The following is a 25104-nucleotide window of genomic DNA, read 5'->3' as shown; positions in this document are numbered from 1 at the left end:
GTATCTAGTTTAGGTGCGTCGTGCTTGAGATTTTTACTTAGTTCAATAAGTGCTTGGCTAGGTCTTAAATATTCATTGATATCTCCTTGAAAATAACAACAAGGAGCAACACCCTAATGGGATTTACGCCCATTAGGATGAATATTGGGTAATACTTAATTTTCAGATATTAAGTAAGCGCCATTAGGTGTTAGGGGTCAATTGTCAACATGCCTTAGAGTTTGGGGGTAGATGGAGCCTCTGTATTGCTTGCTTCTGGAGGACGTACTTCCGCGGTTTTTGACATCGCAAAAAAGCGGGGTGAAGTCGCAGAGGGGCGATACTGTTCCGGAACAATTTTTGTCAGGGGTTCAGGACCAAGTATTTTTTCAGTTCCAGATATAATTGCAAATATAGTAGCTGTAAGGGCCATTCTTATCGGCAGCTGTTTTTTAGTATTGTCAAAAACTTGTAGTAGTGCCTTTTTAGGATCATTCGTTAAGTTATTAATAATATCTTTAATTACAATTGAGGAGCGCGCGTTAATTAATAGCCCTTTATTATTCACAGTTGTTTGCGCTAAGAGATAATCTTTGTAGGCGGCAAAAGGATAGGCAAAAAACGCTGCTGTTGCTCCGCTTAAAGCGCCCGCTAAGCTGTGTTTTTTTACCGTATCGTTTATGGGTAATCGACGGGCAATCTCATTTTCAAATTGAAGCATGCACATAAAGTTGATTAAACCAGCAGAATATCGAAATCCAAAACCATTAGACATCAGCTTATAAGCATTATAGGGGGTATACCATTTAAAATTTGCTGGCAGAAGTCCGGGTACTTTTTTTAACTGCGAAAGTGACTCGGGAATTTGCGTTACTGCGGTATCACCAAGTGCTGCTGAGGCAACATAACCAGGGCTTACGCGGTGGTTAGGTTTAATTCCATCTTCGACAATATTTTCTTCTTTAATTAGTCCCTCGTTTAATACTGTTTCAGTCGGTTTATTTTCTTTGGTACTGGTAACATAGGCAGTTCTTGCTGCTGATCCCTTAATCGAGGTATTTGTTCCAGCATATAGTGCTTTAAAGAAACTTAAAGTACCGCCACTGTAAGTATTGGGAAGAAGGGTATTGTGTTTGCTAAGATTCATGAGCAGAGTTTTTACCGGACTTTGTACACCGATAACCGCAGCACTGGTGGTCCCTGCAACCACAATAAAATTAGCAAACTCCCATGGAGAGGGAGAGATGGCCTTTGGTGATGGCACTGGCTCTTGCGGGTTCTTCGGCGCAACCGGTTTTTCTGGTTTGTTCTGCATAATGTATCTCTAAAATAGATGTTTTAAATTCAGTTTTATTGTAAGTAACGAACATTAACAAAATATTAACAACAAACGTTTTATAATGTCATTTTGGATTAAATAATCACATATTATTGGTGAATAGTAAGTCTAAAGAACGAGGGAAGAGGATACTTGATAAATTTTACTATTAAAATAGCCCCAATCAGTTATGAGCTCAGGTTTATTTAATGCAGCATTTTCTCTTAAGCTAACGTCATCTATGGATAAGATATGCCGTCCTCATCGATCCACTCGGGCTAAGGCGGTGCGTAGCACTGTCTCGAAGCCTTGGCGTCAAAATTAACAAGGCTTTGAGACGGATTAAATGCTTCCTCAGCCGAACGGATCGAAGCGTAATATGCTCTGTCCCTATTTCTTATCCGAATTAACTAAAGAGCGCGTTCCTTAATCTTCATCCAAAGCAAGCATTTGCGATTCTGTTTGATGTGTTTGCGAACTATGGAGTAGGTCGGGGAGATTTTTGGCACACCAACGCAGGGCGGTAATGCGGGCATGCGGATCTTTTCCCGTTTGCAAAGACCATTGCGCATATTCCAGCAATAAACTGGCTGTGTACGTTTGTGTCATTGCAAAAGCAAACTGACGTGCACCAATTTGCTGTTCTTCATCACTCATTTGCGCCATGGAATGCATGTAGTGCTGGATTGTTTGTAATGCGTCCTGTGTTTTGTTTTTTGATGGAATGAGCTGTGGATTGATAATTTGATCCAGACGCTTGTGAATATCTGCAAGGAATGCTCCAGCTGCATTTTCTCGATGAATAGCGCGTAAGGCATCTAAACTTAAGATGTTTGTCGTGCCTTCCCAAATCGATAGAACTTGGGCATTGCGTAGCAATTGGGGCAGTCCCGTGTCTTCAATATAACCCGCGCCACCAAAAGCCTCTAATGCTTCACTGACCAGGGCAATTGCTTGTTTGGCGGTGTAGAGTTTTGCTAGCGGCGTTAAGAGTCTTAATACCGCACGTTCTGATTCGGTTGCTTCACCTAATTCATCTTTTCCCAACAATTCAACTGCATGAAAAACTAAGTGAAATGCCGCGGTAAATTCCACTTGCATGTTTGAGAGGGTTTCCAGATGTAACCCATGTTGCGACAGGGGACGACCAAAGGCTACTCGTTTGTTTGCATAGTCACGCGCAAGAGCAATGGCGCGACGCATGTATCCTACTGCACAACAAGCATTGTAGATACGCGTGATATTAAATAGCGAAGAGATTTTTTTTACGCCATCTCCTGCACTACCAACAAGCGTTGCTGAGGCATTTTCCAATGTTAATTCTGCTGTAGGTAAAGCGCGCGTACCTAATTTATCTTTTAAACGATTAATGCGAATTCCATTAAGCGCCCCATTTGGATCTCGAAGTTCCAGATAAAACAAGCTAAGCCCTTTGCTGCCAGCTGGCGCTCCTTCAATGCTCGCTAGAGTCATTGCTATTTGTGAGGTGGTTGCTGAGGTAAACCATTTAACTCCGCTCAGGCGAAATTGGGCACCATCAGGTTTGGCAATAGTTGCGGTACCACTGACATCGGAGCCGCCAGTGCGCTCAGTCATCCATTGACCTGAAGTCCAGAATTGAGTTGGATCTGCAGAAGTTAAATGCGAGAAGGCACGTTTTTTTAGTGCTTCATCAGCATAAAGTTCTAAGGCGCGCGCTGCGCCATCGGTCATGGCGAGCGGGCAGGTATAAATCGCCGATGAGGGATGGAATAAGTACAATTTAACAAATTGATGAATGCGCGATAAGGCACCATGTCGGCGTTCATAACCAATAGCAATTAACTTTTCTTCCGCGGAAATTTTATCTAATTCATTCCATGCTGCCGGAACCTCAATCTGATCAATACGCTTCCCCCAGGGATCATAGGGGACATGTTTGGGGGGGGAGGCTTCAGCCTCTTGTCCTAATTGATGGATGTCTTCAATAACGCGTTGACCTAAATGACGTAATTCCGGTTCAATTTCACGGAGCATCGCGGTAGGGAGTTTCCAGGCAAGATACGTCTTAAGTATCCGATCGTCATCATATTGATTGCCTAGACTCGGGGGTGTTTGAAAAAAATCATTCATGTGGATCCATTCCTTATGATTTTTAAGTGAGATCTATCTTAGCTGGATTTTGTTTGATTTAAAAATGAAGTAAAGAGGAAATTTATGTGGACGGTGATAATGCGCGTTCGTCGTTTATTTTTGCTTCCACCATTGACCTATTCATGGAAAGATGAAAGTCTATTTGGGCTTTCCGTTTATTAGGAAGGACTGAATTTAAATAAGGAGGAAGTATCGGTGAGCAGTTCACGTTTATTTAATAAGGAAGTTGTTGTCGCAGTAATTATGTCTCAGTCATTTGTGATGTCTGCATTTGCCGCAGGTTTTCAACTTAATGAAACAAGTCCAAGCTTACAAGGTTCGGCAATGGCTGGTGCCGCCGCAGCGAACAACGATGTCTCGGCTTTATTTAACAACCCAGCCACATTATCCACATTAAGGGATACGCAATTTTATCTTGGGGCTAGTGAGTTTTTGCCAAACATCGATATGTCCAGAGGTGCGGCTATCCATACATTTAATGTCCCTGGTATGCCTTCTAGTAGTTTCACCGCTCCAGTTGATGGTCGTACTCATCAAAATAATGTGAGTAAATCAGCATTTATTCCTAATGGTTTTATTGGTTGGCGTTTTGCTGATAAATTCTCAGCGGGTGTTGCAATTGTTGAGCCATATTATCTTTCAAATCATTATTCACGGGATTCAGTAGTGCGTTTTGCTTCAGTTAAGAGTGAAATTAACTCCGTAAATATTAATCCGTCGCTGGCCTACCAAATTACTGAGCAATGGTCGGTGGGTTTTGGTTTTCAAGCTCAGTATTTAAAAACTGTTTTTTCTAATTTTAATGGCATTTATACTGGCTTGGCGCCAATGGATTCTTTATTAGCGGCTACTCAACCTAGCTATTTAGAAAGTGACGGGTGGGGGTATGGATACACCTTAGGTGGTTTATATCAACCCGATGAATTTACTCGTTTAGGGATAAGCTATCGTTCACAAATAGCGACCTACCTGAGCGGTGATGGTACGCAATACACACTACCTGGCAGTGAGGTGGTCTCTACGTCTGCTAAGACGTTTTTATTTAATGGTGATACTGGCGTAGAAACGCACATTAAAACACCAGGGATTCTGACTCTGGGTGTGGCTCGTGATATTAGCAATTGGACCCTTAAAGGGAGCTTTCAAGTTAATTTCTGGAATCGCATCAATAAGCTGAGAATCGATACTCCAGCTACTTTTGAAACAGCTGATGTAATTCCGATGAAATGGCGTAATACCTGGTTTGCTGCCCTGGGTGCTGATTATCGTTATAATCCAGCTTGGACTGCTCGTGCGGGAGTTGCTTTTGACCAAACACCAACTCGCGATACTCGTCGCGATCCACGTATTCCCGATCAAGACCGTTTTTGGTTGAATTTTGGATTAAGTTATTTCTTAAACAACCATTTATCTGTTGATGGCGCATATTCACATATTTTTATGAATGATAAAAAAGTAAATGTGCTGCAAGCAAATATGAGTGTTCCTGGCCGTGTCGTAGAAAGCAATCAGGTTAGCGCTAAATATATTGGCTCAGACAATGTGGTATCTCTAGCCGTTCGTTACCGTTGTTAAGTTCTTATAAGGAGATAAGTACATGTTCACAAAAGTTGAAAAAATGGCAGTACAGGTCAAAACGCATCTATGCATTTTTGTCTGTATGTTTTCCATATGCAGCATAGTGCCTAATGTCGCCCAAGCCATTCCATTTAGTGCAATCAGCCAGGTTTATTTTTTTGGGGATAGCTTAACTGATAGTGGTTTTAATAATAATTTTACTGCGCTCAATGGCTTTCCGACTAAAGCCCCTACATTTACAACCTATGAAGGTTATACGTGGTCACAGTATGTAGCTCGCGACATCAAGGGGTATCCTTTACCTCCACCGCAAGGGCCGTTTCCGGTATCGAATCAGCTGGATAAGATCACCAATAATACTACGCCACTTACATCAAGTTCATTCGGTACGGTTATCCCTGATTTAACTGGTATTGATTATGCTTGCGGAGGCAGCCGGACGAATGCCAATCCTGGGTTTGATTTGCTTTGGGCTCCATCTTTGCATCAACAAATTCAAAACTATTTATCAACTGCACCACAGCAGTTGGATCCTAATGCCATGTACTTCGTGTGGTCTGGTGCTAATGATTTACTTACCGCCTTGAGCCAACGGCCTTTGCCTACGCAAGTCCAATTCTTACAAGTAGCTGATGCAACAACCACGGCGATTGTTAATGAAGTGGCATTGCTTAGTGCCAGAGGAGCAAAGCGAATTGTGGTGATGTCTTTGCCTAATGTGGGGTCTACGCCGTTAATTAATGGCTTAGCTTTGCAATTGGGTGATCCAACGTTTCCGGCGAGCGTAAAAAACATAAGCTTTATTTTTGATTCATTGCTTAATCAAAAACTAGGCCTGTTAATGATGCGTTATCCTGTTAAAATTTTATATTTTGATACTTATACCGCGCTGGATAATTTAATTGCCAATGCAAAATTAGGGTTACCTTCGGTTATTGGTGGACAAGCATTTTATTTTACGAACTACAGCACTCCTGTGTGTGGTAATGCATCAGCGATTCTTTGTCCCAATACTTCAAATGGCTATATTTTTGCGGATACCGTACACCCAACGGATATGGCGCACCGCGCATTATCATTGGAGGTCGAGCGACGTATTCAGTCGTGGTCTTAATTCTTATAAGGTTCTGTATTGGCTTTATGCACTACGGAACCTCTTTTTGTTTAAGCCGATTCATTTTGGTGTAAATGGCGAAAACAAAACCACAATGGCACCATGCCTGAAAGGATGCCGCCGATGCCAATAATCAGAGTAATCAAACCAAATTTTGGAATACTGAAACAGGAGATAAAAATTAGAAATAGAGCGCTTAAAATGGGCCAAATAATATAAATTACTAGTTCATATGTATTGGTCCACATCGACCGATAATACCAAGCACAGGCAAAACCTGTCAGACTGTAATAAAATGCCACAAGGAAGCCAATACCATTTACTGAGTCTTTGATGATGAGGTTTACCGTGGGGTAAAAAGAAGATAAGAATAAGAAAAAAACACCAAAAAACCAGATAAAGAGAATTGCAAGCCAAGGTGTATCCCAATCTTGGTGTAATTTGGCATAACGTGGATTAATGATGCCATCCCTGGCCTCAGCAAAAAGTGTACGCGTAAATTGCACAATAGTCGTTTGCAGGGTGCCAATGGAGCTTACTATGACACAAAATATCGCTAAGTAGCTGCATGGGCGAGGAACTATTTTATCGGCAACGGCGAAAATGATATTCGTTCCTGCGTGTTGTATTTCCTGATCATTAAGTACCAGCAAGGTTACCACTGTAAAACAGACAAAAACTAAGATAATGAGCAGTACTGACCAGAAAGCCCCTAAACCGGGAATGTGCAGCGTATTTTTAGTTTCCTCATTTAAATTAAGGGCAACATCCCAACCCCAATAAAGAAATACGGCAATTAATGCGCCATTTGCAAACAAGCTGGGCGTAAAACTGGTCATGGATAACCACGCCAAAGAAAAAGGATGGGCGGGAAGCTGGGCAAATTTAATTGTTCCCAGGATAATAATGAGCAATAAGAAGAGTATTTCAAAACCGGTCATAAGCACTTGGAGATAGGCTGCCGGTTTGATCCCTTTAAGGGCAATTAATGAAATGGTGGTTACCCACAGAATGCTAGTAAACGCAGTCCAGCCGGGGCTGTGTGCTAACTGTGGATTAACTAATAGCAAGGTTGATGTTGCAACAGGAATGGAACCTGAAACCATAAAAACAGCAGAAGAAACTAAAACGGCCCAGCCTGCTAAAAAACCGAGATACATGCCGAAAATTTTGGTGACCCAGGCGTAAGATGCTCCGGCATTAGCCAGTATTTTATTAAGGTGGATAAATGCTAAGGAAATACCAAACATGATAAAACCGCAGTATAAAATGCTTCCTGGAGCTAAGGTTCCCACTGTTGCGACAAGGGTTGCAGTTGCAGCAGAAACACTAAAGGCTGGGGCGGCTCCTGCTGTACCCATCACAATGGATTTGCCTATTCCGAGCGAATCAGCTGCAAGCTGTTGTTTTTTTTGGGTGTTCATTAGGCAGAGACTCCATTGCCGAAACGTCACATTTATATTGCCAGTTTGTCGTCGTTGTGATTGTAAATGGCACCATTTTCAATGCTACACTATATAAGCTTAGTTGAGTCTTTTGCATTTATTGTTTTTTAATTCAGGAATTTAAACGATGAAAACACGTTGCGCGTGGGTGAATAGTGAGCCTCTTTATATTGAATATCATGATCACGAATGGGGCGTGCCAACTTATGATGATCGTTTACTGTTTGAATTACTTATTCTTGAGGGGATGCAGGCTGGTTTGAGTTGGCTAACGGTTTTAAAAAAGAGAGAAAATTTTCGTCGTTGTTTTGATAATTTTGAGGCGGAGCGTATTGCGCTTTATGATCAAGATAAATTTGCGGCGTTAATGGCGGAACCTGGCATTATTCGTAATCGCTTAAAAATCCAGGCAGCGATTGCTAATGCGCAAGCCTTTTTAAAAGTGAAACAAGATAATGGGGATTTTTCAAGCTACATTTGGCAATTTGTTGACGGCAAGCCTATCAAAAATCATTGGGAAAATCTGGGGCAAGTTCCGGCGAAGACATTAATTTCAGATGCTATGTCTAAAGATTTAAAGAAGCGTGGCTTTAAATTTGTCGGCAGTACCATATGCTATGCCTTTATGCAGGCGACCGGCATGGTTAATGATCATCTGGCCAATTGTTTTTGCTATAGGAGGCTTGATGAAACTAAAATCACATAATCTTTTAACCTGGGTGCCCCACCTATTTTTATTTTATAAAGAAAAAGTATTTCGCAAGTTATTGCCAATTATGATGATTATTGTCATTTATGCCATCTTGATTGCTTATTTCTTTGAAAATGCCACGCGTTATAATTTTGGCCAATTTCATCTGATTTTTAGTTTTATTTTAGCCATTATTATCAGTTTTAGAGTCAATACCAGTTACGCACGCTGGTGGGAAGCACGAACCTTATGGGGAGCCATTACCAATAATTGCCGAAACTTAGGGTTAAAGTTCGATGCCTTTATTGGTTTGCAAAAACATCCAGAATTTTATGAATTGCTCAGTAAGTTACCTCTACTTATTAAAGCGTATTTGCGCAAAGAAATGGATGAACTAGAAACAGAATTGTTATCCTTGTGTATTCATGAAGTGGGGACACAGCACCCGATATTATTAGTAACAAAGCGTATGTACATTATTCTCAATCAATTGCGACAAGAGAATCAGTTGCAACTGGAACAATATTTGGCGCTGGATACGCATTTAGCTAATTTGAATGATGTGATTGGTGGTTGTGAACGCATTGCCAATACACACGTTCCTCCCGCCTTTGCCTTCTTTGTAAAACAAGCACTACTCTTTTACACCTTGATGTTTCCCTTTGGCTGGGTCGAAACATTTGGTTTTTTAATTATTCCGATGATGGTTATGATTGTCTATATTTTATTAGGCTTGGAAATCTTATCTGAGGAGTTAGAAGAGCCGTTCGGAAAAGGAGATAATGATTTACCGTTGAATAGTATTGCGAAGAATATTGCCCGTAATATTGAGCAAATAGCGACTGAATAATCGTCTAATCCGTATAACAGATGCTGTAACGAGTTGATTGTTCTTTATCATGGGCCGCCTTAAGTGGGTTAGCGGCGTTGAGATAACTGGACTTTGCTCTTTTGCGACAGACCCAAGTCCTGAAATGTTGGACCGTAGGGTCCAACATTCATTATCTTAAAGACCAGGTGCTTCAATTTCAGGAGCAAGCTGCTTTACGCTGCTTTTGCATTGATTTTGTTGTGGCATGGAAAACAGGGTAAGATTTTTAGCATGATAGGGTTCATCAAGGTCTTCATCACTCATCGTCTTACGCGTACCTAACTTGCTTAAAAGACTGGGCTGGGGCTTCACGAAACTGACCATGGTGTTTCGGCTGGGATCCCCTTTACGGATCATCGCAACGTCAGGTCCTGAATCACCTAATCCTAATCCTAAACCATATTTTTCTAAAAGAGCTTTCCAATGGTCCAGAGATTGGAAATTTCTGGTTTCGCTCATTTCTTCTTCTAGAGAAACACCATTTGTTGCATTGAAAATGCTGTGCGCCATATTGGCCATTAACATGGATTCCTCATCGTGAGCGTCATGGTCCACTAAGAGGAAACGGCCATTAGGTCGCAAAATACGGCGTACATTCGTCAAAAACTGCTCTAATTGTTCTTCTGGAAAATGATGTAAACCTACATAACAAGTGATGACATCAGCGCTGTTATCAGGAATAGAGGATAAATCTGGTACGTTATAATCTAGTTTTACAAATTTATCATAGGGCCTTGGAAATCCAGTTTGAATGTAATCGGTAATGGAAGGCTGCTCATAAACTGCCGTTATGGGGCCGATAACCTTGAATGCAGACTTAAATGCACCTACAAATCGACCTGGATACCCAATTTCAACCAAACCATCGATGGTTTTTACATCAGGCATTAACGCTTTAGCTTGAGCTGTTAAGTCTTCTTTAATGCTTGAGAGTGAGCCTAAAATTCGTTGCAAGGTTCCCAATTTTCCAGGCATAACATCAGGAAGGCGTCGTAACAATTCTGCGTAGATTTCTTCATGAGTATCGTTGTATTTCAAGATGTCTTCAAGAAGGGTATAAAATTTATCTTTATCTACGCGTTGCAATACATTATCCAAAAATCCAGCAAATTTCTGCTTGGTGTCTTCAGATGCCATTAATGCCTTAAAATAGTTCGGTTTATCTGCTTTCGGTTCCATGTAGTGCTGAGAAAGACCACTGGAAAATACCCCCTTTGGATCTTCTTCTGCCTTAGCCTTTTGGAATGCTGCTACTCGTTCTTTTCCATACCCACTTTCAAATTGTTCTTGTGAGGAAAACTGTTGGTAAGGTAGATAAAACGTTCCACCATGCTGAATTACCATATCATTGGCTTGGCGAATCCATTTTTTCGTTTTAATAATATCATTTAATTTCATCGATTGATTAAAACAAAGCACCACCGCAAAACGATCCCCATCGGCTGCATAACTTAGGGCAGAGAGCTCATCTTTTTTTACAAAGCGCACACTGCTGTTGATCAGCGCCACTTTATTTTCTGTCAATAATTTACTTAATTCTTTAATAAAAGCGGCTAAATTTTCCCCGGGTACAAAAAACTCTTGCAACCATTCGGACTCACTTACCGAATTATTAAACATGCCGTTAATGGGGGGCTGCATGATTTCATTGGTAGTCATCATGGTTTGGTTGTTTAAAAGACGAGTCTTTTCACCTTCCCAATATTTTTTCCGCACGTAACCAGAACGGCGAGCAACATTGACCAGGATTCGGTCCATCCGCGTTCCATTTTCACCTTCTTTAAAGATTTCTTTGGTTTTAACCGGTTGTGAATCATCTACTTTGGTGTAATTGACCGCTACTCCATTTCCCAAAAGATGGTTAGGGTCTAGGGATAAGCGAAATAAATGCATGCGGATATTGTCATCCGTTTGTACCTTTTCTCTAAAATGTTTTACGTAGTCGTCAATGGAAACATCGATGCCTTGTTCTACTAAATTCTCATTATCGGTTAATTCAATCTCTGCACTGACAACCACACCAAATAATCCAAAACCACCCAAGATCATTCCAAATTTAGGGGAGAATTTATCAATCGTTTCAAGTTCGTTATTGGCGTTAATAATCTTTAAAGAACGGATGACGTTTGCCAAATTACCGGAACGATGATCCCAGCCATGAATGTTGGTACCAATGGAGCCGCCAACGGAAAATACATTGGAGGCTTGCATTACTTTAAGCGCTAGTTTTTCCTTATTCGCAATCATTTGCAAATCCACCCAACGCACCCCGGCGCCAACGGTGGCTGTTTTTTCATCTTTATTAATGACGATGTCATTGAATTCACTCATATCGATAAGGATGCCTTTCTTTCCATCTTTTGCACTAGGAATGAACTGCTTTCCTTGAGACAGGCCAGCACCAACAGCCATGACCGATTGGCCATTTTCCCGCGCTTTGCGAATAATATCTTTTAATTCTTGTTCCGATTCAGGCCTTTCTTTTTCTCCATCCGTCTTATAAAGCCCTCCACCCGATTCAGCCGCAATTGATTTTTTTTCAGGAATAAAAAAGAAGGAAATGAGCTTAGGACTGATTAGCCCTAAAAAAGAAAAAATAAAGCCCAATAAACTTTTACTAAATAAGGTGGCGTATTCTCTAACTTGACCAATAAAATATTCTTGCCGCTTATCTGATGAAAACAAAACACCAATAAAGTTTCTGGTCGCACTCATTAAAGATGTAACCATATCAATTGCGGTCAGCGCTGGGAAAAAGGCAAGGAAAATGGCTCGTTTGCTGATAAAGCGTCTCATTTCATTAAGGAAGGACGACTTATCTTTTAAATCCATGCGATCAATCCATCCCGAAGGGATTTCTGCATAGCGCCCAACCGCCGGCACGCGATTATAGAGGTTATGCAATTTTTTTCTAAATTCAAAAGCCATTATCGTTATCCTTTGGTTAAGATTAAAAGTCATGCATTAATTTAATGTGGATACCTTCGGCTTTCTGAATTTCTTCTACCGTTTCTTTCAGACGTTTCGTCGGCACATTCAAGGAAAAAAAGGTTTGCCCTGCATCTACTCCATTTTGATAACTGAAGAGCTTGGTACAATCTCTAAGACTGGCCAGTTTTGACTCTCGTTCTTGCAATTGTTCAGGAATATCCCCTTTCACCACGCATTTAAACTGGATGTGTTGTTGTCCTGCAATTTCACGAACTTTAATGCCTGCGGCGGTCAATTGTTCCACTGTAGCTTGAAATGGTTCATAACGCGGAACACGCACGTGCGCATAAGCATAGGTACGGTGATTTTTGGGATTTTCGGAGGTTCGGGTGAACAGTTGCTCTTGGTTATTTGCGGTAACGACAGAAACACCTTCAATGGCGGTAATTTTCTGGCGAAATTCATTACCAAATGCTTCTACATCAACATCATTATCAGTTGAGGCTTTAACCAGAATATCAATTGTTTCTGGAGCCTTATTCTCTTCTTGGTTGTACCAAATTCCTACCGGTGCTGAAATGATTCCGTGTGCAAGGAAATCCACCGACACGGCCATGAGCGAAATTACATCGGCGAAGCTTTTATTATTACTTTGCCAAAAATTGGAAAACAATTGCCCTAATCGGGAAAAATAACGGTAATTGTAAAAGGGAGTATGGTGAATAAATTCCGCATAATCCTGAAACAAAGCCGCAACATGCCCTTGAAACTCAGTTTTATTCTCTGTGCGCAGAAACGGCCATAAAAATAAGGAAGCCATACCTTTCGTTGCAAATTCTAAGGTGGTATTTATGCCAATAAATAAATTCATTAACATGTACTCGGAAAAAATGAGCTCCAGATGGCCCTGTTTTTTCCGCGCAGCAGCGTAGGACTGGAAAAAGACGCTCCAAAATACATAAATTTGTTTAAAGAATGGGTAGCGATAGAACGGATTGTCTTTTCTTAGGAATGCGGCATATTCCTCTGACATTTCAACATTGCGCCATTCCGGAGCAGTTAAATAGGTTTGGTAAAGGTTGCGTTTATATTGTTTGTCTGTAGCCGAAATTTTTTTACTAAAACGGTCTAAAAACTTCCCCATGAGCATTTCCCTTTTTTAGATGAAGTGCTCTATTTTAATTCGAATTACTTAAGGAAATATTAAACTAAATGTAACTATCCCGATTGTGCAGGGCGATTTCATCAAAATTTAAAACCAAACCACTTTTTTAGTATATTGAACAGAAAGAGCGGCTTTTAATCTTTTTAAAGCAATTCCATCGGTATTTGTTTTTTCATCAGTTAAGAGTTTCAGTACAATTTTTCGCATAATGCTTAAATTTCTGTCAGCATAACCACGATAAATGGGACACTGATCTTCTTTCATTCCGACATCCAATTTGTAATGTAATCCATTTTCAATAGACAATGCTCACGAATCGCTTCTAGCATTTTCCTGTATTTTTTGTAAGGGATAGAGGTGATGTAGTAGCGCGTTTCCCGTGCAATCTCCCCGTTGGACAAAGGGCGTTCCGATTCCACACGAACGTAAGCACTTAAGTCCTTCCAATGCTGGCTATGGGCGGGTAAATACGAGGAATCCCCTTTATCTCATTGGATTTATCAGGGGGCACTGTACTTCCTAAGACAGTAGCCAAGCGCGAGCTATAAGCATTTATCAGGTGTGTGGCTTTCTTATTACTGTGTTTTATTTTTGAACTTTGATGAAATCGCCCTGCCGATTGTGATGAAGAGCCCACTGTAAGGGCTCTGCCATTAACTTAACGTCAATTTCTTATCCGAAACTGACGTTAAGTTAATGATTTTATGTTTTAGATTTCTCAGTGCCTGCACGGGAATGACGGCAGTGTTTAGGGGAGCATTGTCCAGACAATGCTCATAGAATAGGCATGCACTCTTAAAGCCACTTCAAAATTACCGGGGAATGATGTTTGGTCGCTAATGTTGCGCCTGCCGGCCAACCTAGGATAATAGGTGCTACAGCCGTCATTTGTTCGGGGATTTCTAATTCAGTTTTCCACTCGGGTGAATTCAGTGCGGGAACGGAAAAACCAATGACGCAGGATGCAAGGTCATAAGAAAGAGCAGAAAGCATTAAATTTTCAGCGGCTAACCAGCAATCAGCACTGACAAAGGGGCCTTTAAAAGTACTGCAGATTACAATCAATGCGGGCGCATTGTAAAATATATTAAATTCCTTCTGTTCAGCTATTTCTATGATGTGTTCTCGCTGTAAGTCATGTTGATCCTTAGTTTCATTTTTCATTAATAGTTTGGCCGTTTCTGATATGCGATCTAATACACTGCGATTTTGAATGACCACAAATGCTCTGGATTCTTCATGTAAGGCAGATGGAGCATGGATTGCCGTATCTAATAATTGATTAATGATCTCAGAATCAACTTTTTTGGGTAAAAAATTACGTACTGCGCGTCGATTGTAGATTGCATCCATTACATCAATCGAAGTTCTATGAATCGTTGATTTTGGATTTTCCATGGCGTGCTCCTTGCTCATTGTCTTTAGCCTAGTTCTTAGGTTGGGGTAGATACTGGTTTAACACTCTATAGTACATTATAGCAAATTTTATGTTTTTCGCCGTTTGCTCCACACGGGATTTTCTCGAAGCTTTGTGCCAAGACTAGCACGGCTTCGAGATAGTGCTAAAGTGCTTCCTCAGCCCGAATGAAGCGAGGATAGGTAAGGTTAAATTTCTTAACTTGACGCCTATGGCTTTTCGGGGAGAAGCTATTCTTCCTTTGGGTATTAGGCATTAGGTTTTTCGGCTATAGTTTGAAAACTTGTGGTAAAAAGACCTAAGCGATCTGCTTCAATAAATGCCTCGCCATCTTGCGTGAAGCGGTCAAATAATACCTTAAAATGTGTAGGTAAAAGGTGTAGTTTAACCAGCAGATAGATTAGCTTTTGCATTCGTTCATAAAATTTATCTGCTTTTTCTATGAGCGGAGCTTGATGACTACCGGCACTAATGTCCTTACTTAAGAGTACTTTAAAACCAACTTTTTCTAATGTGCTTTTAATTTCATCCGCAGTTGGGGTATCGATGGCACCAATTAATGGTTTAACACGATGTAACAAATCCCGATGATGTGTGTTAGTCGCATCGTAATTATCCAGTTGCACCCAGTCTAGGAATGATATTTTGCCACCTGGTTTTAAAACTCGAAACATTTCTGTAAATAGTTTTTCCTTATCCTTTGCATAGCTTAAAACTTGAATTTGATATAAAGCATTGAACGAGGCATCAGCAAAAGGAAATGGAGCATTTAAATTTGCTTTTATAAATTGGCACTTGTCTGTTAATCCGTTTAATGAAGCAAACTTTTTAGCGCTTTCTAACTGGACATCATCAATATTAAATCCTGTAACCTTGGCGTTAGTCTTCGTGGCGATATGTGCGGCCACTCGGCCGCGACCACAGCCCATATCCAAAATATTATCGTTTTCTTTAATATTTAAATCGTTACTCATCTTTTCTTCGAATAGGATTTGATTGTCATAGATTCCTTTAGTTACATCCATGACTGCGGGAATATACATTTTTTCCACTTCACCAAGCGCGCAAAGATGATTTAAGACCGCATAATAATTAGCAATATTTTGCTCTTCATTTTCATCGGGTGTTTCCTTGTTAAAGCTTTCATATGAATGCAGAAAAGCGTTTATTTGCTCTTGAGGTAGGCGATAAATTGCTATTAAAGAACGTAAGACAGTTTTTAATCGATAGATTGTCATCGGTGCTGAAGTCATTTGCTCTCATCCTTGATTATTTTTGTTATTTGTTTCGCATCAATTTATGCAATATTTTAGATTTATTTTCTCCTTTTTGATTTTATATAAACCACTTATTATTAAATAATAATCATTTGTATTACCTATCTTGCTTTATTCTAACATATATAATTTTATTGATAATTTTTTGTGCTGCAGAAATTTCTGTGGCCGTCTCTTTAATTTTGGCATGGTGTTTTTATCTTTTCAATTACTTTGATTGATAGAGTAGTGGGAAACGAGGAATTATGGGGATATACTTAAATCATGTAATGAATAATCATTCTGCTGTTTTTCGGGATGAAAGGAGCGATGATGCTATATAAAAATATTATGTTGGCTATTGATGGGAGTGATGTATCCAATTATGCAGTAGAAGAGGTTATCAAACTAACTCAAGGTGAAGAGGTTAATGTCCGTCTTATTTATGTAATCGATGAGAGTTATATCTATAATGGTGGACCAATTGTTGATTACCCCGCTTTTATTAGCTCATTGAAAGAAGATGGGCAGAAGATATTAGATAACGCACAAAGAATGATAGAAAGCCACTCATCGATTAAAGTTGAGAAGTTTCTTTTTGAACTAAAACCAATTCAGGGACGAATTGCCGAGTTGATAGTTGCTGCTGCTACTGAGTGGCCAGCTGATTTACTGGTTATTGGTACCCATGGCCGAAGAGGGGTAAATCGTCTTTTTTTAGGTAGTGTGGCTGAGAATGTTATTCGCATTGCAACAACGCCTGTATTACTTATTCGTGGTTCGATGCTTCCTAAATGATGAAGAGAACGGAGGCGCAGGTAAATTTTTTTGAGCGATTTCTTTATCTATGGATTATTATTTGTATTGTATTGGGCATTAGCATTGGCATAATGGTACCGCCTAATACTTTGCAGAAACTAAGTAACCTGGAGGTTGCTCAGGTAAATCTACCGGTTGGTATTCTCATTTGGATTATGATTATTCCCATGCTCCTCCAAATTGAGCTCAAAGAAATTCATCAGGTACAAGAGTTTTGGCGGGGAAGTCTAATTACTCTTGGTGTCAATTGGCTAATTAAGCCATTTTCAATGGCCTTTCTCGGATGGTTTTTTCTCAAACATTTATTTTCATTATGGTTGCCGGCTTCGGAGATAGAACATTATTTTGCCGGAGTAGTATTGCTTGCTGTTGTTCCTGGCACCGCAATGGTTTTTATCTGGAGTTATTTATGTGAGGGGGAGCCGCATTTTACTTTAATGCAGGTTGCGCTTAATGATTTTATTATGCTCTTTGCGTATGCACCCATTGTGGGATTATTACTAGGGATTACGGGCTTTGCTATTCCTTGGAATACACTATTAATCTCGTTAACAGTTTATATATTAATCCCTTTTTTAATAGCACAGGCGTGTAGATATTGGATCATTAATAAGAGTGCTCTGGATATTAAGAGGGTTATTAAGATAATTCATCCTATTTCAATGTCCGCGCTGCTCGTGATGCTAATTTTACTTTTTGGTTTGCAAGGGCAGCAAATTTATCAGAACCCTTTTATTGTTGGGCTAATTGCAGTACCTATACTTATTCAAATATATTTTAATGCGTTATTGGCTTATGGCTTGAATAAAATGGTTGGCGAACGACATTGCATTGCCGGTCCCTCGGCATTAATTAGCGGCAGCAATTTTTTTGAATTAGCTGTTGCGACTGCGATTACTTTATTTGGTTTTAAATCAGGTGCCGCCTTGGCAACTGTCGTTGGTGTACTTATTGAGATTCCGGTGATGTTGTCACTGGTAAAAATAGTCAATAATTCCAGAAAATGGTATGGAACTCCTTAATGGGAGTGAATCAATGCAAATTACTTTCATTATCTCACCCATGCTGTTCTAGCATATAAATCAAGTGACTTAATATTGATTTGATTTTGTTTTATACAATCAAATCAAATGGATTTCGTCGGATTAAACTATCTAATTCTTAGTTTTTTCTTATGTAATTTGATAGACAGAACCTGGTATTAAGTGAATTATTAGTTCGGTATAATCCCTATCAATTTAATATGCTGATTTTATAATGAAAACACTTACTCAAGAAATGCTTAATAAAATAGACAGGTATTGGCGTGCTGCTAATTATTTATCAGTGGGGCAAATTTACTTACGCGATAATCCGTTGCTCAAACGACCGTTGGTTTTTTCAGATATTAAACCGAGGCTGTTAGGGCATTGGGGAACAACTCCTGGCCAGAATTTTATCTACACCCACCTAAACCACATTATCAAGAAATATGATTTGAATATGATGTACATTTCTGGTCCGGGGCACGGTGGCCCAGCAGTCGTTGCGAATGCTTATCTTGAGGGAACTTATAGTGAGGTATACCCTGAAGTTAGTCAGGATGAAGACGGTTTGCGTAAATTATTTTCCCAATTTTCTTTTCCTGGTGGAATTCCAAGTCATGCATCCCCAGAGTGCCCTGGTTCTATTCATGAAGGCGGTGAATTAGGGTACTCTTTAAGCCATGCTTTTGGCGCGGTATTCGATAACCCAGATTTAATCGTTGCTTGTGTTATTGGGGATGGAGAGGCGGAGACCGGTCCACTTGCAACTGCATGGCATGCAAATAAATTTTTATGTCCAGTAACCGATGGTGCAGTATTGCCTATTCTCCATTTAAACGGCTATAAAATAGCTAATCCCACGGTTTTAGCTCGCATTACGAAAGAGGAGCTGGGGAGCTTGCTTTATGGTTATGGTTGGACACCTTATTGGGTAGAAGGCGATGAGCCTCTGCTGATGCATGAGACGATGGCTGCTGCGCTACAAAGCATCATCGAGCAGATTAAACTCATTCAGCACGATGCACGTTCCCAAAAGAATAACCAACGCCCACATTGGCCTATGATTATTTTAAAAACGCCTAAGGGATGGACTGCTCCTAAGGTGGTTGATGGAATACAGATTGAGGGGACGTTTCGTTCTCATCAAGTACCCATTTCTGATTGTTCTAGCAATATTGAGCATCTAAAAATTTTGGAGCATTGGCTTCGAAATTACAAACCCGAAACATTGTTCGATGAACAGGGTCGGTTACTCAATGATTTAAAGGATATGGCACCTGAGAATGAAAAGCGTATGAGTGCGAATCCTCATGCTAATGGCGGGGGATTACTACAAGCACTTAAATTACCTGATCCCGATAATTACTCTATTAAGTTATTGGTGCGTGGTATGCCGGGCCAAGGAGATACCCGCGTATTAGGTCCTTATATACGAGATGTAATCCAATTAAACGCAAGTAACTTTCGTGTATTTGGACCAGATGAAACCATTTCCAATGGATTAGAAGCGGTATTTGAAGCCACAAATCGTCAATGGGATACGCAAATTTTGCCCTCGGACAGTTTTTTATCTTCTCAAGGAAGGGTCTTTGAGGTACTGAGTGAACATCAATGTGAAGGTTGGTTAGAAGGATACTTATTGACGGGACGTCATGGTCTTTTTAATTGTTATGAAGCATTCATTCATATCATTAGTTCGATGTTCAATCAGCATGCTAAATGGCTCAAAGTCACATCAACCATTCCCTGGCGTAAAAAAATTGCTTCGCTAAATTACCTGCTCACATCTCATGTTTGGCGTCAAGACCACAATGGCTTTTCACACCAAGACCCTGGATTTATCGATCATGTTGTAAACAAGAAGGCAGAAATAATTCGTGTTTATCTTCCTCCTGATGCAAATTGTTTGTTATCCATCATGCATCATTGCTTACAGAGTCAACATTATGTCAATGTGGTTATTGCCGGCAAACATCCAGCACCGCAATGGCTTTCAATCGAAGAAGCAAAACAGCATTGTGCCAATGGAATAGGGATTTGGGAATGGGCGAGTCATAGTAAAGGAGAGGTTCCTGATGTCATTATGGCTTGTGCAGGAGATGTGCCTACTCTTGAAACCTTGGCGGCAGTTTCTATTTTACGTGCTCAATTACCGCACATAAACATTCGCGTTATCAACGTTGTTGATTTAATGAAACTGCAACCTGATTATGAACATCCCCATGGATTAAGTGATGAGGATTTTGACCTCTTGTTTCTTCCTGATAAACCCGTGATTTTTGCATACCATGGATATCCATGGCTTATTCACCGGTTGACAAGCAGTCGGTCAAATCATAGAAATATGCATGTTAGAGGATACAGAGAAGAAGGGACAATCACGACTCCTTTTGATATGACTGTATTAAATGAGCTGGATCGCTTTCACTTAGTTCTTGATGTTCTTAATCATTTACCGCATTTAGGTAGTAAAGAACAAAAACTTATCGAGAATATCAACATAAAATTGTTAGAACATCAACACTACATTAGGCAGCATGGGAACGATTTACCCGAAATTAGAGATTGGAAGTGGGAATATCACACGCTTGAAGATGAGAGCTATACTATTTGAAAACGCTCATTCTGTTGTTTTATTCTCAATCAATAAATTCAGTGTCAAAGGAGTGCATAATATGGCTCCTACAATCTACAAAGTCAGAGCATATTCATTTAATAGACGGCTCTAAACGCCCTTAAAACCATCTATTAAATTAGGCGGGGGGAGATTTCACCTACCGCCAGGTGTTATTTTTTGCTCTGGAACTATTTCATCTTTTATTTTAGAATCTGTTAAACGGCGTTTGTATTTATCCGTTACATTTTTATCAAGTACATCAACGTTCTTATCGATTTGTTTTTTAAACTGATTACTGTAACTTTCAAATAACTCAGAAGGCCATTTTTTTGTTGCTGCCATGATCATTACCCCAGGGATAATACCGGTAACTACAATTGCAGCAATGGTCACTATTTCTAATATAAAATCTTTAGTAGATTTACTTCTATCATTTTTAATAAGCTCTATATTCGTCTTTTGCGGATTCAGCGGTGATGACTCGGCTAACTTATTATAAAATCGAGTGATAGACAGTTCATTAGGGTGGGTTTCTGTCAATATTTTGTGTAGTTCTGTTACCAATACGTAATTTGAGTTCTTTTTGTTCATTTGCCCAAGATAAGTTTGGGTGGTACTTTTTAGCCGCTCATGAACTTCAGATGTAATGATCTCATTAAGATGATTTTGTTGAAAAGTAAAAAAATCTTTGTCTGCATAATAGTGTTTTCCTAAGGAAATTCGCTCCTCTAATGCTAATTTAAGCGAATGGAATGCAAAGTAGTTGCTATCAATCATGGAGTTATTTCTTGTTGCATTTTTTGGCTGCCTTCTTTTTTCTTCATAAAATTTAAGATTGTGTTCAACTATCTTAGAAAGTTCATCATAAAGCCTCATTTTTTCTTCAGCAAGTAGTTCCACATTGTCTGTTTTGCTTAGATTATGTAAAATTTCTTTGATGTTCTCTCTCTGGTCTTGGGACTGCTCTAATCCAGTAGCCATGGATAATAACTCAGACAGCTGTTTTATTTCATGGCGTAAAGACTCTAAGTGGTACTGGCGCCGCTCTTTAAGTTGCTCTTCGCTCAATAACGGTTCTTTTGTTTCTAACAGAGTGCTCGTAATCTTATGCAAATGCTCTTTAACATCATACGATTGCATGATTATTTGATGCAAATGAGGATCTGCCTTTTCTTGGTGTTGTTCCATCATCTGCGCATGATTGAATCCATGAATCGTATTGCATTAAACAATAACACATTAAAGAATTAACAAAAGTACGGCTATTTCCATCACCAAAAGGATGTAATTGTTCACAGCGCTGAACATAATCGACAATGATACGAATCACCTCATCAACGTCACCATTTTTTTTCGTGGCAGCAAACTCATCGCTAAATTTTGCGGTGTAGGTTTCCATCATGCTAGAAAAATAATCTTCCTCCAGTTCATGCTCCTGCTCATCGGACGTATATAAAAATCCACCATTATTATCTTCTAGGCTAACCAATATATCAGGTATTTCACTTTCAGGAATCTTCCATGCATTAGAGGAGTTTATCAGGTAGTCACCGATTCGAAGTGCGGCATGTTTATACCCTTTTTCATTGGGATCGGCCATTCTGTGCAACAATTGTCTTAATCCCTGTTCAGATACAGTATTCGGACTTACTCCAAAACCGCCTGAACCATCCATAGCCTCAATAAACATATCCTGGGCCCAATCATTTTTTCGCATGATGCGGCCACGTGTTTTTTGGATAATAAAATTGGGTATATGTAACTCAGAGGAACCAGTACTTAATTCGTCAACCCCATGCTGTACTATGGTCTGCAAGCCTTGCAGTGCTTTAAGTACTTCATTTTTATTGTGTGTATTTGATCCCCCCTCGTTCTCATAGCGAGTATCATACTGCATCGGCCCCTTTTCAGCGGCTAATTTATAGCCATCAACATAAAGACGGTAAAGTTGTTCCGTCGGTATTTGCATTAAAAAAGATAAACCCTGTTTAAAATCGCCGATTTTTAATGAAAGTGGATAATGTTCTGATGGTGATAGTATTGTTATTCCTCTGTTCAATGAACAATTCTAGTATTCAAAATCTTATGTGACTTAATTAAGTATAAGGACATAAGTTCTGGCTGATCTCAGAGAAAGGATTTTAATGTCCTATTCTCAATATTTAAAAATAAAACATACCTTGAGGTGTTTTTAATGCGCCCATAATGTATATAATACGAATGATCTGGGTTGATTTCAACCAGGCTCGGTATTGTTTTTTATCGAAAGATTACAAAGGTTTTATGCAGTGAATAATGAATTCTAATTCTGATTTTGAAAATTTGACTCTAAAGAATCACCGCTTAATATTCACCGTAGGGAGCTGTAGTTCCTGTATCAATAATTTTTTTATCCAAAAAAAGGCCTTAATCGTTTTGCTGCAGCGCGTTGCTCTAATTGCTCGGAAGTTGTTGAATGATCAAGCTGTGTTACCGGGTTATTAGGATGTGGGGTATAGCTACTTGGTATTGAATGAAGTACTTCTTCTGTTTTTTTTAGCAAAGAATGGAGTTGATAATCTATTGAATGGGTTTTATTCACGTGATGATAGAGCTCTTCTGCTTGCCCAAGACCATGGATGATGGCTTGGTGAAAATGTGAAATGGGCCCTCTGAGTGCGGCAATATGATCAAAAACAGGCCCTGCAGCCTGTAGTTGTAGAAGTTGCTCAATTTCTAAATGAAGCTTATGTAGTACGTCTAAAAATTGATTTTGTTTGGCAGTTAGTTTTGATGCTGCTTTGAGCATTATATGTTGCTTTGGTGGTTCTTTGTGTTTTAGGGCAAATGAGGCATGACTATTTTGGTAACGGGTAATAATTTTGGAGAGGGAACCTGTTAAGATTGCTAAAACATTTAAGATTTGTTTTAAATCTTCATTTCCCACAGCATAGGCCAATCGATCCATGTTCATTTTAGCAGAATGCTGGGGTTGAATTCCAAGCCAATAAAGTAAATTATGATCCATCTTTAACACAAAGCTCAAGGCATTTTCGCAGCTTAAACGGTATTGCAATATCAGTTGAATTGTCAGCATTTTATCTTCAGTAGAAGAGCCATCATCATCAGTTGCAATTTGAACCAGTTGACTTAGAATACACTTTGTTTCTTGCTGGTATTTTGTTGCTTCATTAATTAAATGGTCAATATTGTTCGGTAGATTATTCATAGGTTTTCGGATTTGTTGTTGTGAGCCAATAAATTTGGCCTGATTTGTTTTTAAAATTACTAATATTTTTTAGTGTTGTTGCAATGCTCTGAGAAATTTTCATGATATCTTATGGATAAAGATAATCTTAATTGCAAACAGGCATAGTTAACAATTACTAATATTTAACTTGATTATAGTGTAGGTTCGATAAAATCCACTAAGGTTTTTTGGTAACTAACTGGCAAAATTGCGAAATTTGGATTTCTATAATCTTATATTACTTCTACAGGAGTTTAATTTGAAAATCAGGTTATTTATTTTACTCATTACACTTAATAGTTCTCTTCTTGCCAGTGATTTAGGTAAAGCGACCTATGAAACGATATGTCAAACCTGCCATGCTCCGCGGTTTGCTCTCGGCATGCACGCTCCTGCTGCGTTTAATAAAAAAGCATGGGCTGTACGATTTAAGGATGCGGCGATTGAATCAAAAAATAATCCCGCTCAATTTAAAACAGCAATGGACTACTTATTATATAAAGCAAGTATTGGTAAACGATTAATGCCTCATGGCGGCTTATGCAAGGAAGCAGATGTGCCTCATAAGAATTGCTCTGAGAAAGCTATCATAGAAGCCATTGATTATATGGCGGGTAATTAAGTTTTATGAGCTTTCGGCCTGATTTTATCCCGCTCAAAGCGATCCTCGACATCGAATAAAATTTTTGACATTACCAGCAAAACAATTTGAGGGTGGAGTTAACTTAGGTTGAGCGTAATTCAGATAATAACTCAAGTTGGATTTTTTCAATGGCCATCATTTTTTCCCATTGGTGTGATAAAAGATGATCGATTTTTTCGTGTAAGATACGAATTTCAAGTTCCGCTTTCAAATTAATTTGATAATCATGCAGAGAGCGGACACGATCTTTTGCCTCTTTTCGATTTTGACTCATCATAATGACTGGTGCTTGAATTGCAGAAAGACAGGATAGGATTAAATTTAGGAAAATAAAGGGATAGGGATCAGTAGGTTGCCACCAATAAATCAATGAGTTTGCCCTTAACCAAAATGCCATAAAAATGGAAAAAGAAATTAAAAATTTCCAGCTGCCGCCAAAGCTAGCCATTCTATCGGCAAGACGATCCCCTAGTGATAATTGTTGATCGAGATGGGGTTCCATCTCTACAGACAACAACTTTTGGTCATCTAGCTGATTTAGAACTTTTTGTTTTAAGTTTGTAAGTTCATTTTTATCAGATATGAGCAAATGATGAATATAGCGTGATCGCATTACCGCTAAATCTTCATGACATATGAAGTGTTGATCATTCCAATCAGGGCAGATGCGAATAATCTCTTTGCTAATTTCCGGACGAATTAATTCACCAGAGGTCATTTTATTTTGAGGCAAGGATTTTTCACAAATCGCACACGAATATAAAGAATGTTTCATCAGATATTTTCTAGTTAAAGTTCATCAGGGAGCAGATCTATTATACATACAAGAAGAGGAGCATACTATTGCAATGCAGGTAAATGCTAGGGTCTGTT

At 39.4% G+C, this 25104-nt stretch carries 20 protein-coding genes; 8 read left to right on the top strand and 12 right to left on the bottom strand.

What is annotated here, in order from left to right; all coding sequences use genetic code 11:
* Window positions 1-214 precede the first annotated feature (214 nt).
* The gene (locus tag LDG_RS00265; protein ID WP_006869052.1) at window positions 215-1294 is read right to left on the bottom strand and encodes a hypothetical protein; all 1080 of its coding nucleotides are present in this window, start codon (window positions 1292-1294) and stop codon (window positions 215-217) included.
* 429 nt (window positions 1295-1723) lie between these two features.
* On the bottom strand, window positions 1724-3409 hold the full coding sequence (locus tag LDG_RS00260) for an acyl-CoA dehydrogenase family protein (RefSeq protein ID WP_006869051.1): 1686 nt from the start codon (window positions 3407-3409) through the stop codon (window positions 1724-1726).
* A 216-nt stretch (window positions 3410-3625) separates the two neighbouring features.
* On the opposite strand from LDG_RS00260, the gene LDG_RS00255 reads away from it, so the two are divergent.
* The gene (locus LDG_RS00255) at window positions 3626-5005 is read left to right on the top strand and encodes an OmpP1/FadL family transporter (protein WP_006869050.1); all 1380 of its coding nucleotides are present in this window, start codon (window positions 3626-3628) and stop codon (window positions 5003-5005) included.
* Between the two features lie 22 nt (window positions 5006-5027).
* Window positions 5028-6122 carry an SGNH/GDSL hydrolase family protein gene (locus LDG_RS00250; protein WP_006869049.1) on the top strand — a complete coding sequence of 365 codons (1095 nt, stop codon included), beginning with the start codon at window positions 5028-5030 and terminating at the stop codon, window positions 6120-6122.
* A gap of 50 nt (window positions 6123-6172) precedes the next feature.
* Here the strand turns inward: LDG_RS00250 and LDG_RS00245 are convergent, their stop codons facing one another.
* Entirely contained in the window at window positions 6173-7546 is a 1374-nt protein-coding gene (locus LDG_RS00245; protein WP_006869048.1) for an APC family permease, read from the bottom strand.
* A gap of 148 nt (window positions 7547-7694) precedes the next feature.
* Here LDG_RS00245 and LDG_RS00240 point away from each other — a divergent pair, with 148 nt between their 5' ends.
* Together LDG_RS00240 and LDG_RS00235 are read left to right on the top strand one after the other, a co-directional pair.
* On the top strand, window positions 7695-8273 hold the full coding sequence (locus tag LDG_RS00240; RefSeq protein WP_006869047.1) for a DNA-3-methyladenine glycosylase I: 579 nt from the start codon (window positions 7695-7697) through the stop codon (window positions 8271-8273).
* Window positions 8254-9108 carry a bestrophin family protein gene (locus LDG_RS00235; RefSeq protein WP_006869046.1) on the top strand — a complete coding sequence of 285 codons (855 nt, stop codon included), beginning with the start codon at window positions 8254-8256 and terminating at the stop codon, window positions 9106-9108. The genes LDG_RS00240 and LDG_RS00235 overlap by 20 nt, the downstream gene beginning before the upstream one ends.
* A 156-nt stretch (window positions 9109-9264) precedes the next feature.
* Here LDG_RS00235 and LDG_RS00230 read toward each other — a convergent pair whose 3' ends face one another.
* The 5 genes from LDG_RS00230 to LDG_RS18250 form a co-directional block, all read right to left on the bottom strand.
* Window positions 9265-12057, bottom strand: coding sequence for an FAD-binding protein (locus LDG_RS00230; RefSeq protein ID WP_006869045.1), 2793 nt, complete (start codon window positions 12055-12057; stop codon window positions 9265-9267).
* Window positions 12058-12079: 22 nt separating this feature from the next.
* Entirely contained in the window at window positions 12080-13204 is a 1125-nt protein-coding gene (locus LDG_RS00225; protein ID WP_006869044.1) for a hypothetical protein, read from the bottom strand.
* Window positions 13205-13312: 108 nt separating this feature from the next.
* Window positions 13313-13489 (bottom strand): hypothetical protein, encoded by a 177-nt coding sequence (locus tag LDG_RS19465; protein ID WP_158307853.1) that lies wholly within the window; start codon window positions 13487-13489, stop codon window positions 13313-13315.
* A 531-nt stretch (window positions 13490-14020) separates the two neighbouring features.
* The gene (locus LDG_RS00220) at window positions 14021-14623 is read right to left on the bottom strand and encodes a nitroreductase family protein (RefSeq protein WP_006869041.1); all 603 of its coding nucleotides are present in this window, start codon (window positions 14621-14623) and stop codon (window positions 14021-14023) included.
* 267 nt (window positions 14624-14890) lie between these two features.
* The gene (locus tag LDG_RS18250) at window positions 14891-15895 is read right to left on the bottom strand and encodes a class I SAM-dependent methyltransferase (RefSeq protein ID WP_006869040.1); all 1005 of its coding nucleotides are present in this window, start codon (window positions 15893-15895) and stop codon (window positions 14891-14893) included.
* A 336-nt stretch (window positions 15896-16231) separates the two neighbouring features.
* On the opposite strand from LDG_RS18250, the gene LDG_RS00210 reads away from it, so the two are divergent.
* The 3 genes from LDG_RS00210 to LDG_RS00200 all read left to right on the top strand — a co-directional run bounded on the left by LDG_RS00210 (window position 16232) and on the right by LDG_RS00200 (window position 20356).
* Entirely contained in the window at window positions 16232-16696 is a 465-nt protein-coding gene (locus LDG_RS00210; protein WP_006869039.1) for a universal stress protein, read from the top strand.
* A complete protein-coding gene (gene arsB / locus LDG_RS00205) occupies window positions 16693-17739 on the top strand; it encodes an ACR3 family arsenite efflux transporter (protein ID WP_148263470.1) in 1047 nt (348 codons plus the stop codon). The genes LDG_RS00210 and arsB overlap by 4 nt, the downstream gene beginning before the upstream one ends.
* 235 nt (window positions 17740-17974) lie before the next feature.
* Window positions 17975-20356 (top strand): phosphoketolase family protein, encoded by a 2382-nt coding sequence (locus LDG_RS00200; protein ID WP_006869037.1) that lies wholly within the window; start codon window positions 17975-17977, stop codon window positions 20354-20356.
* 156 nt (window positions 20357-20512) lie between these two features.
* Here the strand turns inward: LDG_RS00200 and LDG_RS00195 are convergent, their stop codons facing one another.
* From LDG_RS00195 to LDG_RS00185, 3 genes are all read right to left on the bottom strand, one after another.
* Window positions 20513-21550: a hypothetical protein gene (locus LDG_RS00195; protein WP_040534044.1), complete on the bottom strand. Its 1038-nt coding sequence runs from the start codon at window positions 21548-21550 to the stop codon at window positions 20513-20515.
* Window positions 21486-22418: a Fic family protein gene (locus LDG_RS00190; RefSeq protein ID WP_040534043.1), complete on the bottom strand. Its 933-nt coding sequence runs from the start codon at window positions 22416-22418 to the stop codon at window positions 21486-21488. The genes LDG_RS00195 and LDG_RS00190 overlap by 65 nt, the downstream gene beginning before the upstream one ends.
* A 330-nt stretch (window positions 22419-22748) precedes the next feature.
* Complete coding sequence (locus tag LDG_RS00185; RefSeq protein ID WP_006869034.1) at window positions 22749-23567, bottom strand: hypothetical protein; 819 nt, start codon at window positions 23565-23567, stop codon at window positions 22749-22751.
* A gap of 280 nt (window positions 23568-23847) precedes the next feature.
* On the opposite strand from LDG_RS00185, the gene LDG_RS00180 reads away from it, so the two are divergent.
* Window positions 23848-24210 (top strand): hypothetical protein, encoded by a 363-nt coding sequence (locus LDG_RS00180; protein ID WP_006869033.1) that lies wholly within the window; start codon window positions 23848-23850, stop codon window positions 24208-24210.
* 103 nt (window positions 24211-24313) lie between these two features.
* On the opposite strand, the gene LDG_RS00175 is transcribed toward LDG_RS00180, so the two are convergent.
* Window positions 24314-25006 carry a DUF1003 domain-containing protein gene (locus tag LDG_RS00175; protein WP_006869032.1) on the bottom strand — a complete coding sequence of 231 codons (693 nt, stop codon included), beginning with the start codon at window positions 25004-25006 and terminating at the stop codon, window positions 24314-24316.
* Window positions 25007-25104: the final 98 nt, after the last annotated feature.

This window comes from Legionella drancourtii LLAP12 (assembly GCF_000162755.2).
Classification (GTDB): Bacteria; Pseudomonadota; Gammaproteobacteria; order Legionellales; family Legionellaceae; genus Legionella; species Legionella drancourtii.
The sequence above is the reverse complement of the archived record's forward strand: the minus strand, read 5'-3'. Positions and strand labels throughout refer to the sequence as shown.

Bases quoted from the DNA above. Each gene is read 5' to 3' on its own strand.
- LDG_RS00265 (WP_006869052.1), bottom strand. From the start codon at position 1,294: ATGCAGAACAAACCAGAAAAACCGGTTGCGCCGAAGAACCCGCAAGAG.
- LDG_RS00260 (WP_006869051.1), bottom strand. From the start codon at position 3,409: ATGAATGATTTTTTTCAAACACCCCCGAGTCTAGGCAATCAATATGAT.
- LDG_RS00250 (WP_006869049.1), top strand. From the start codon at position 5,028: ATGTTCACAAAAGTTGAAAAAATGGCAGTACAGGTCAAAACGCATCTA.
- LDG_RS00245 (WP_006869048.1), bottom strand. From the start codon at position 7,546: ATGAACACCCAAAAAAAACAACAGCTTGCAGCTGATTCGCTCGGAATA.
- LDG_RS00240 (WP_006869047.1), top strand. From the start codon at position 7,695: ATGAAAACACGTTGCGCGTGGGTGAATAGTGAGCCTCTTTATATTGAA.
- LDG_RS00235 (WP_006869046.1), top strand. From the start codon at position 8,254: ATGAAACTAAAATCACATAATCTTTTAACCTGGGTGCCCCACCTATTT.
- LDG_RS00230 (WP_006869045.1), bottom strand. From the start codon at position 12,057: ATGGCTTTTGAATTTAGAAAAAAATTGCATAACCTCTATAATCGCGTG.
- LDG_RS00225 (WP_006869044.1), bottom strand. From the start codon at position 13,204: ATGGGGAAGTTTTTAGACCGTTTTAGTAAAAAAATTTCGGCTACAGAC.
- LDG_RS19465 (WP_158307853.1), bottom strand. From the start codon at position 13,489: ATGAAAGAAGATCAGTGTCCCATTTATCGTGGTTATGCTGACAGAAAT.
- LDG_RS00220 (WP_006869041.1), bottom strand. From the start codon at position 14,623: ATGGAAAATCCAAAATCAACGATTCATAGAACTTCGATTGATGTAATG.
- LDG_RS18250 (WP_006869040.1), bottom strand. From the start codon at position 15,895: ATGACTTCAGCACCGATGACAATCTATCGATTAAAAACTGTCTTACGT.
- LDG_RS00210 (WP_006869039.1), top strand. From the start codon at position 16,232: ATGCTATATAAAAATATTATGTTGGCTATTGATGGGAGTGATGTATCC.
- arsB (WP_148263470.1), top strand. From the start codon at position 16,693: ATGATGAAGAGAACGGAGGCGCAGGTAAATTTTTTTGAGCGATTTCTT.
- LDG_RS00200 (WP_006869037.1), top strand. From the start codon at position 17,975: ATGAAAACACTTACTCAAGAAATGCTTAATAAAATAGACAGGTATTGG.
- LDG_RS00195 (WP_040534044.1), bottom strand. From the start codon at position 21,550: ATGATGGAACAACACCAAGAAAAGGCAGATCCTCATTTGCATCAAATA.
- LDG_RS00185 (WP_006869034.1), bottom strand. From the start codon at position 23,567: ATGAATAATCTACCGAACAATATTGACCATTTAATTAATGAAGCAACA.
- LDG_RS00175 (WP_006869032.1), bottom strand. From the start codon at position 25,006: ATGAAACATTCTTTATATTCGTGTGCGATTTGTGAAAAATCCTTGCCT.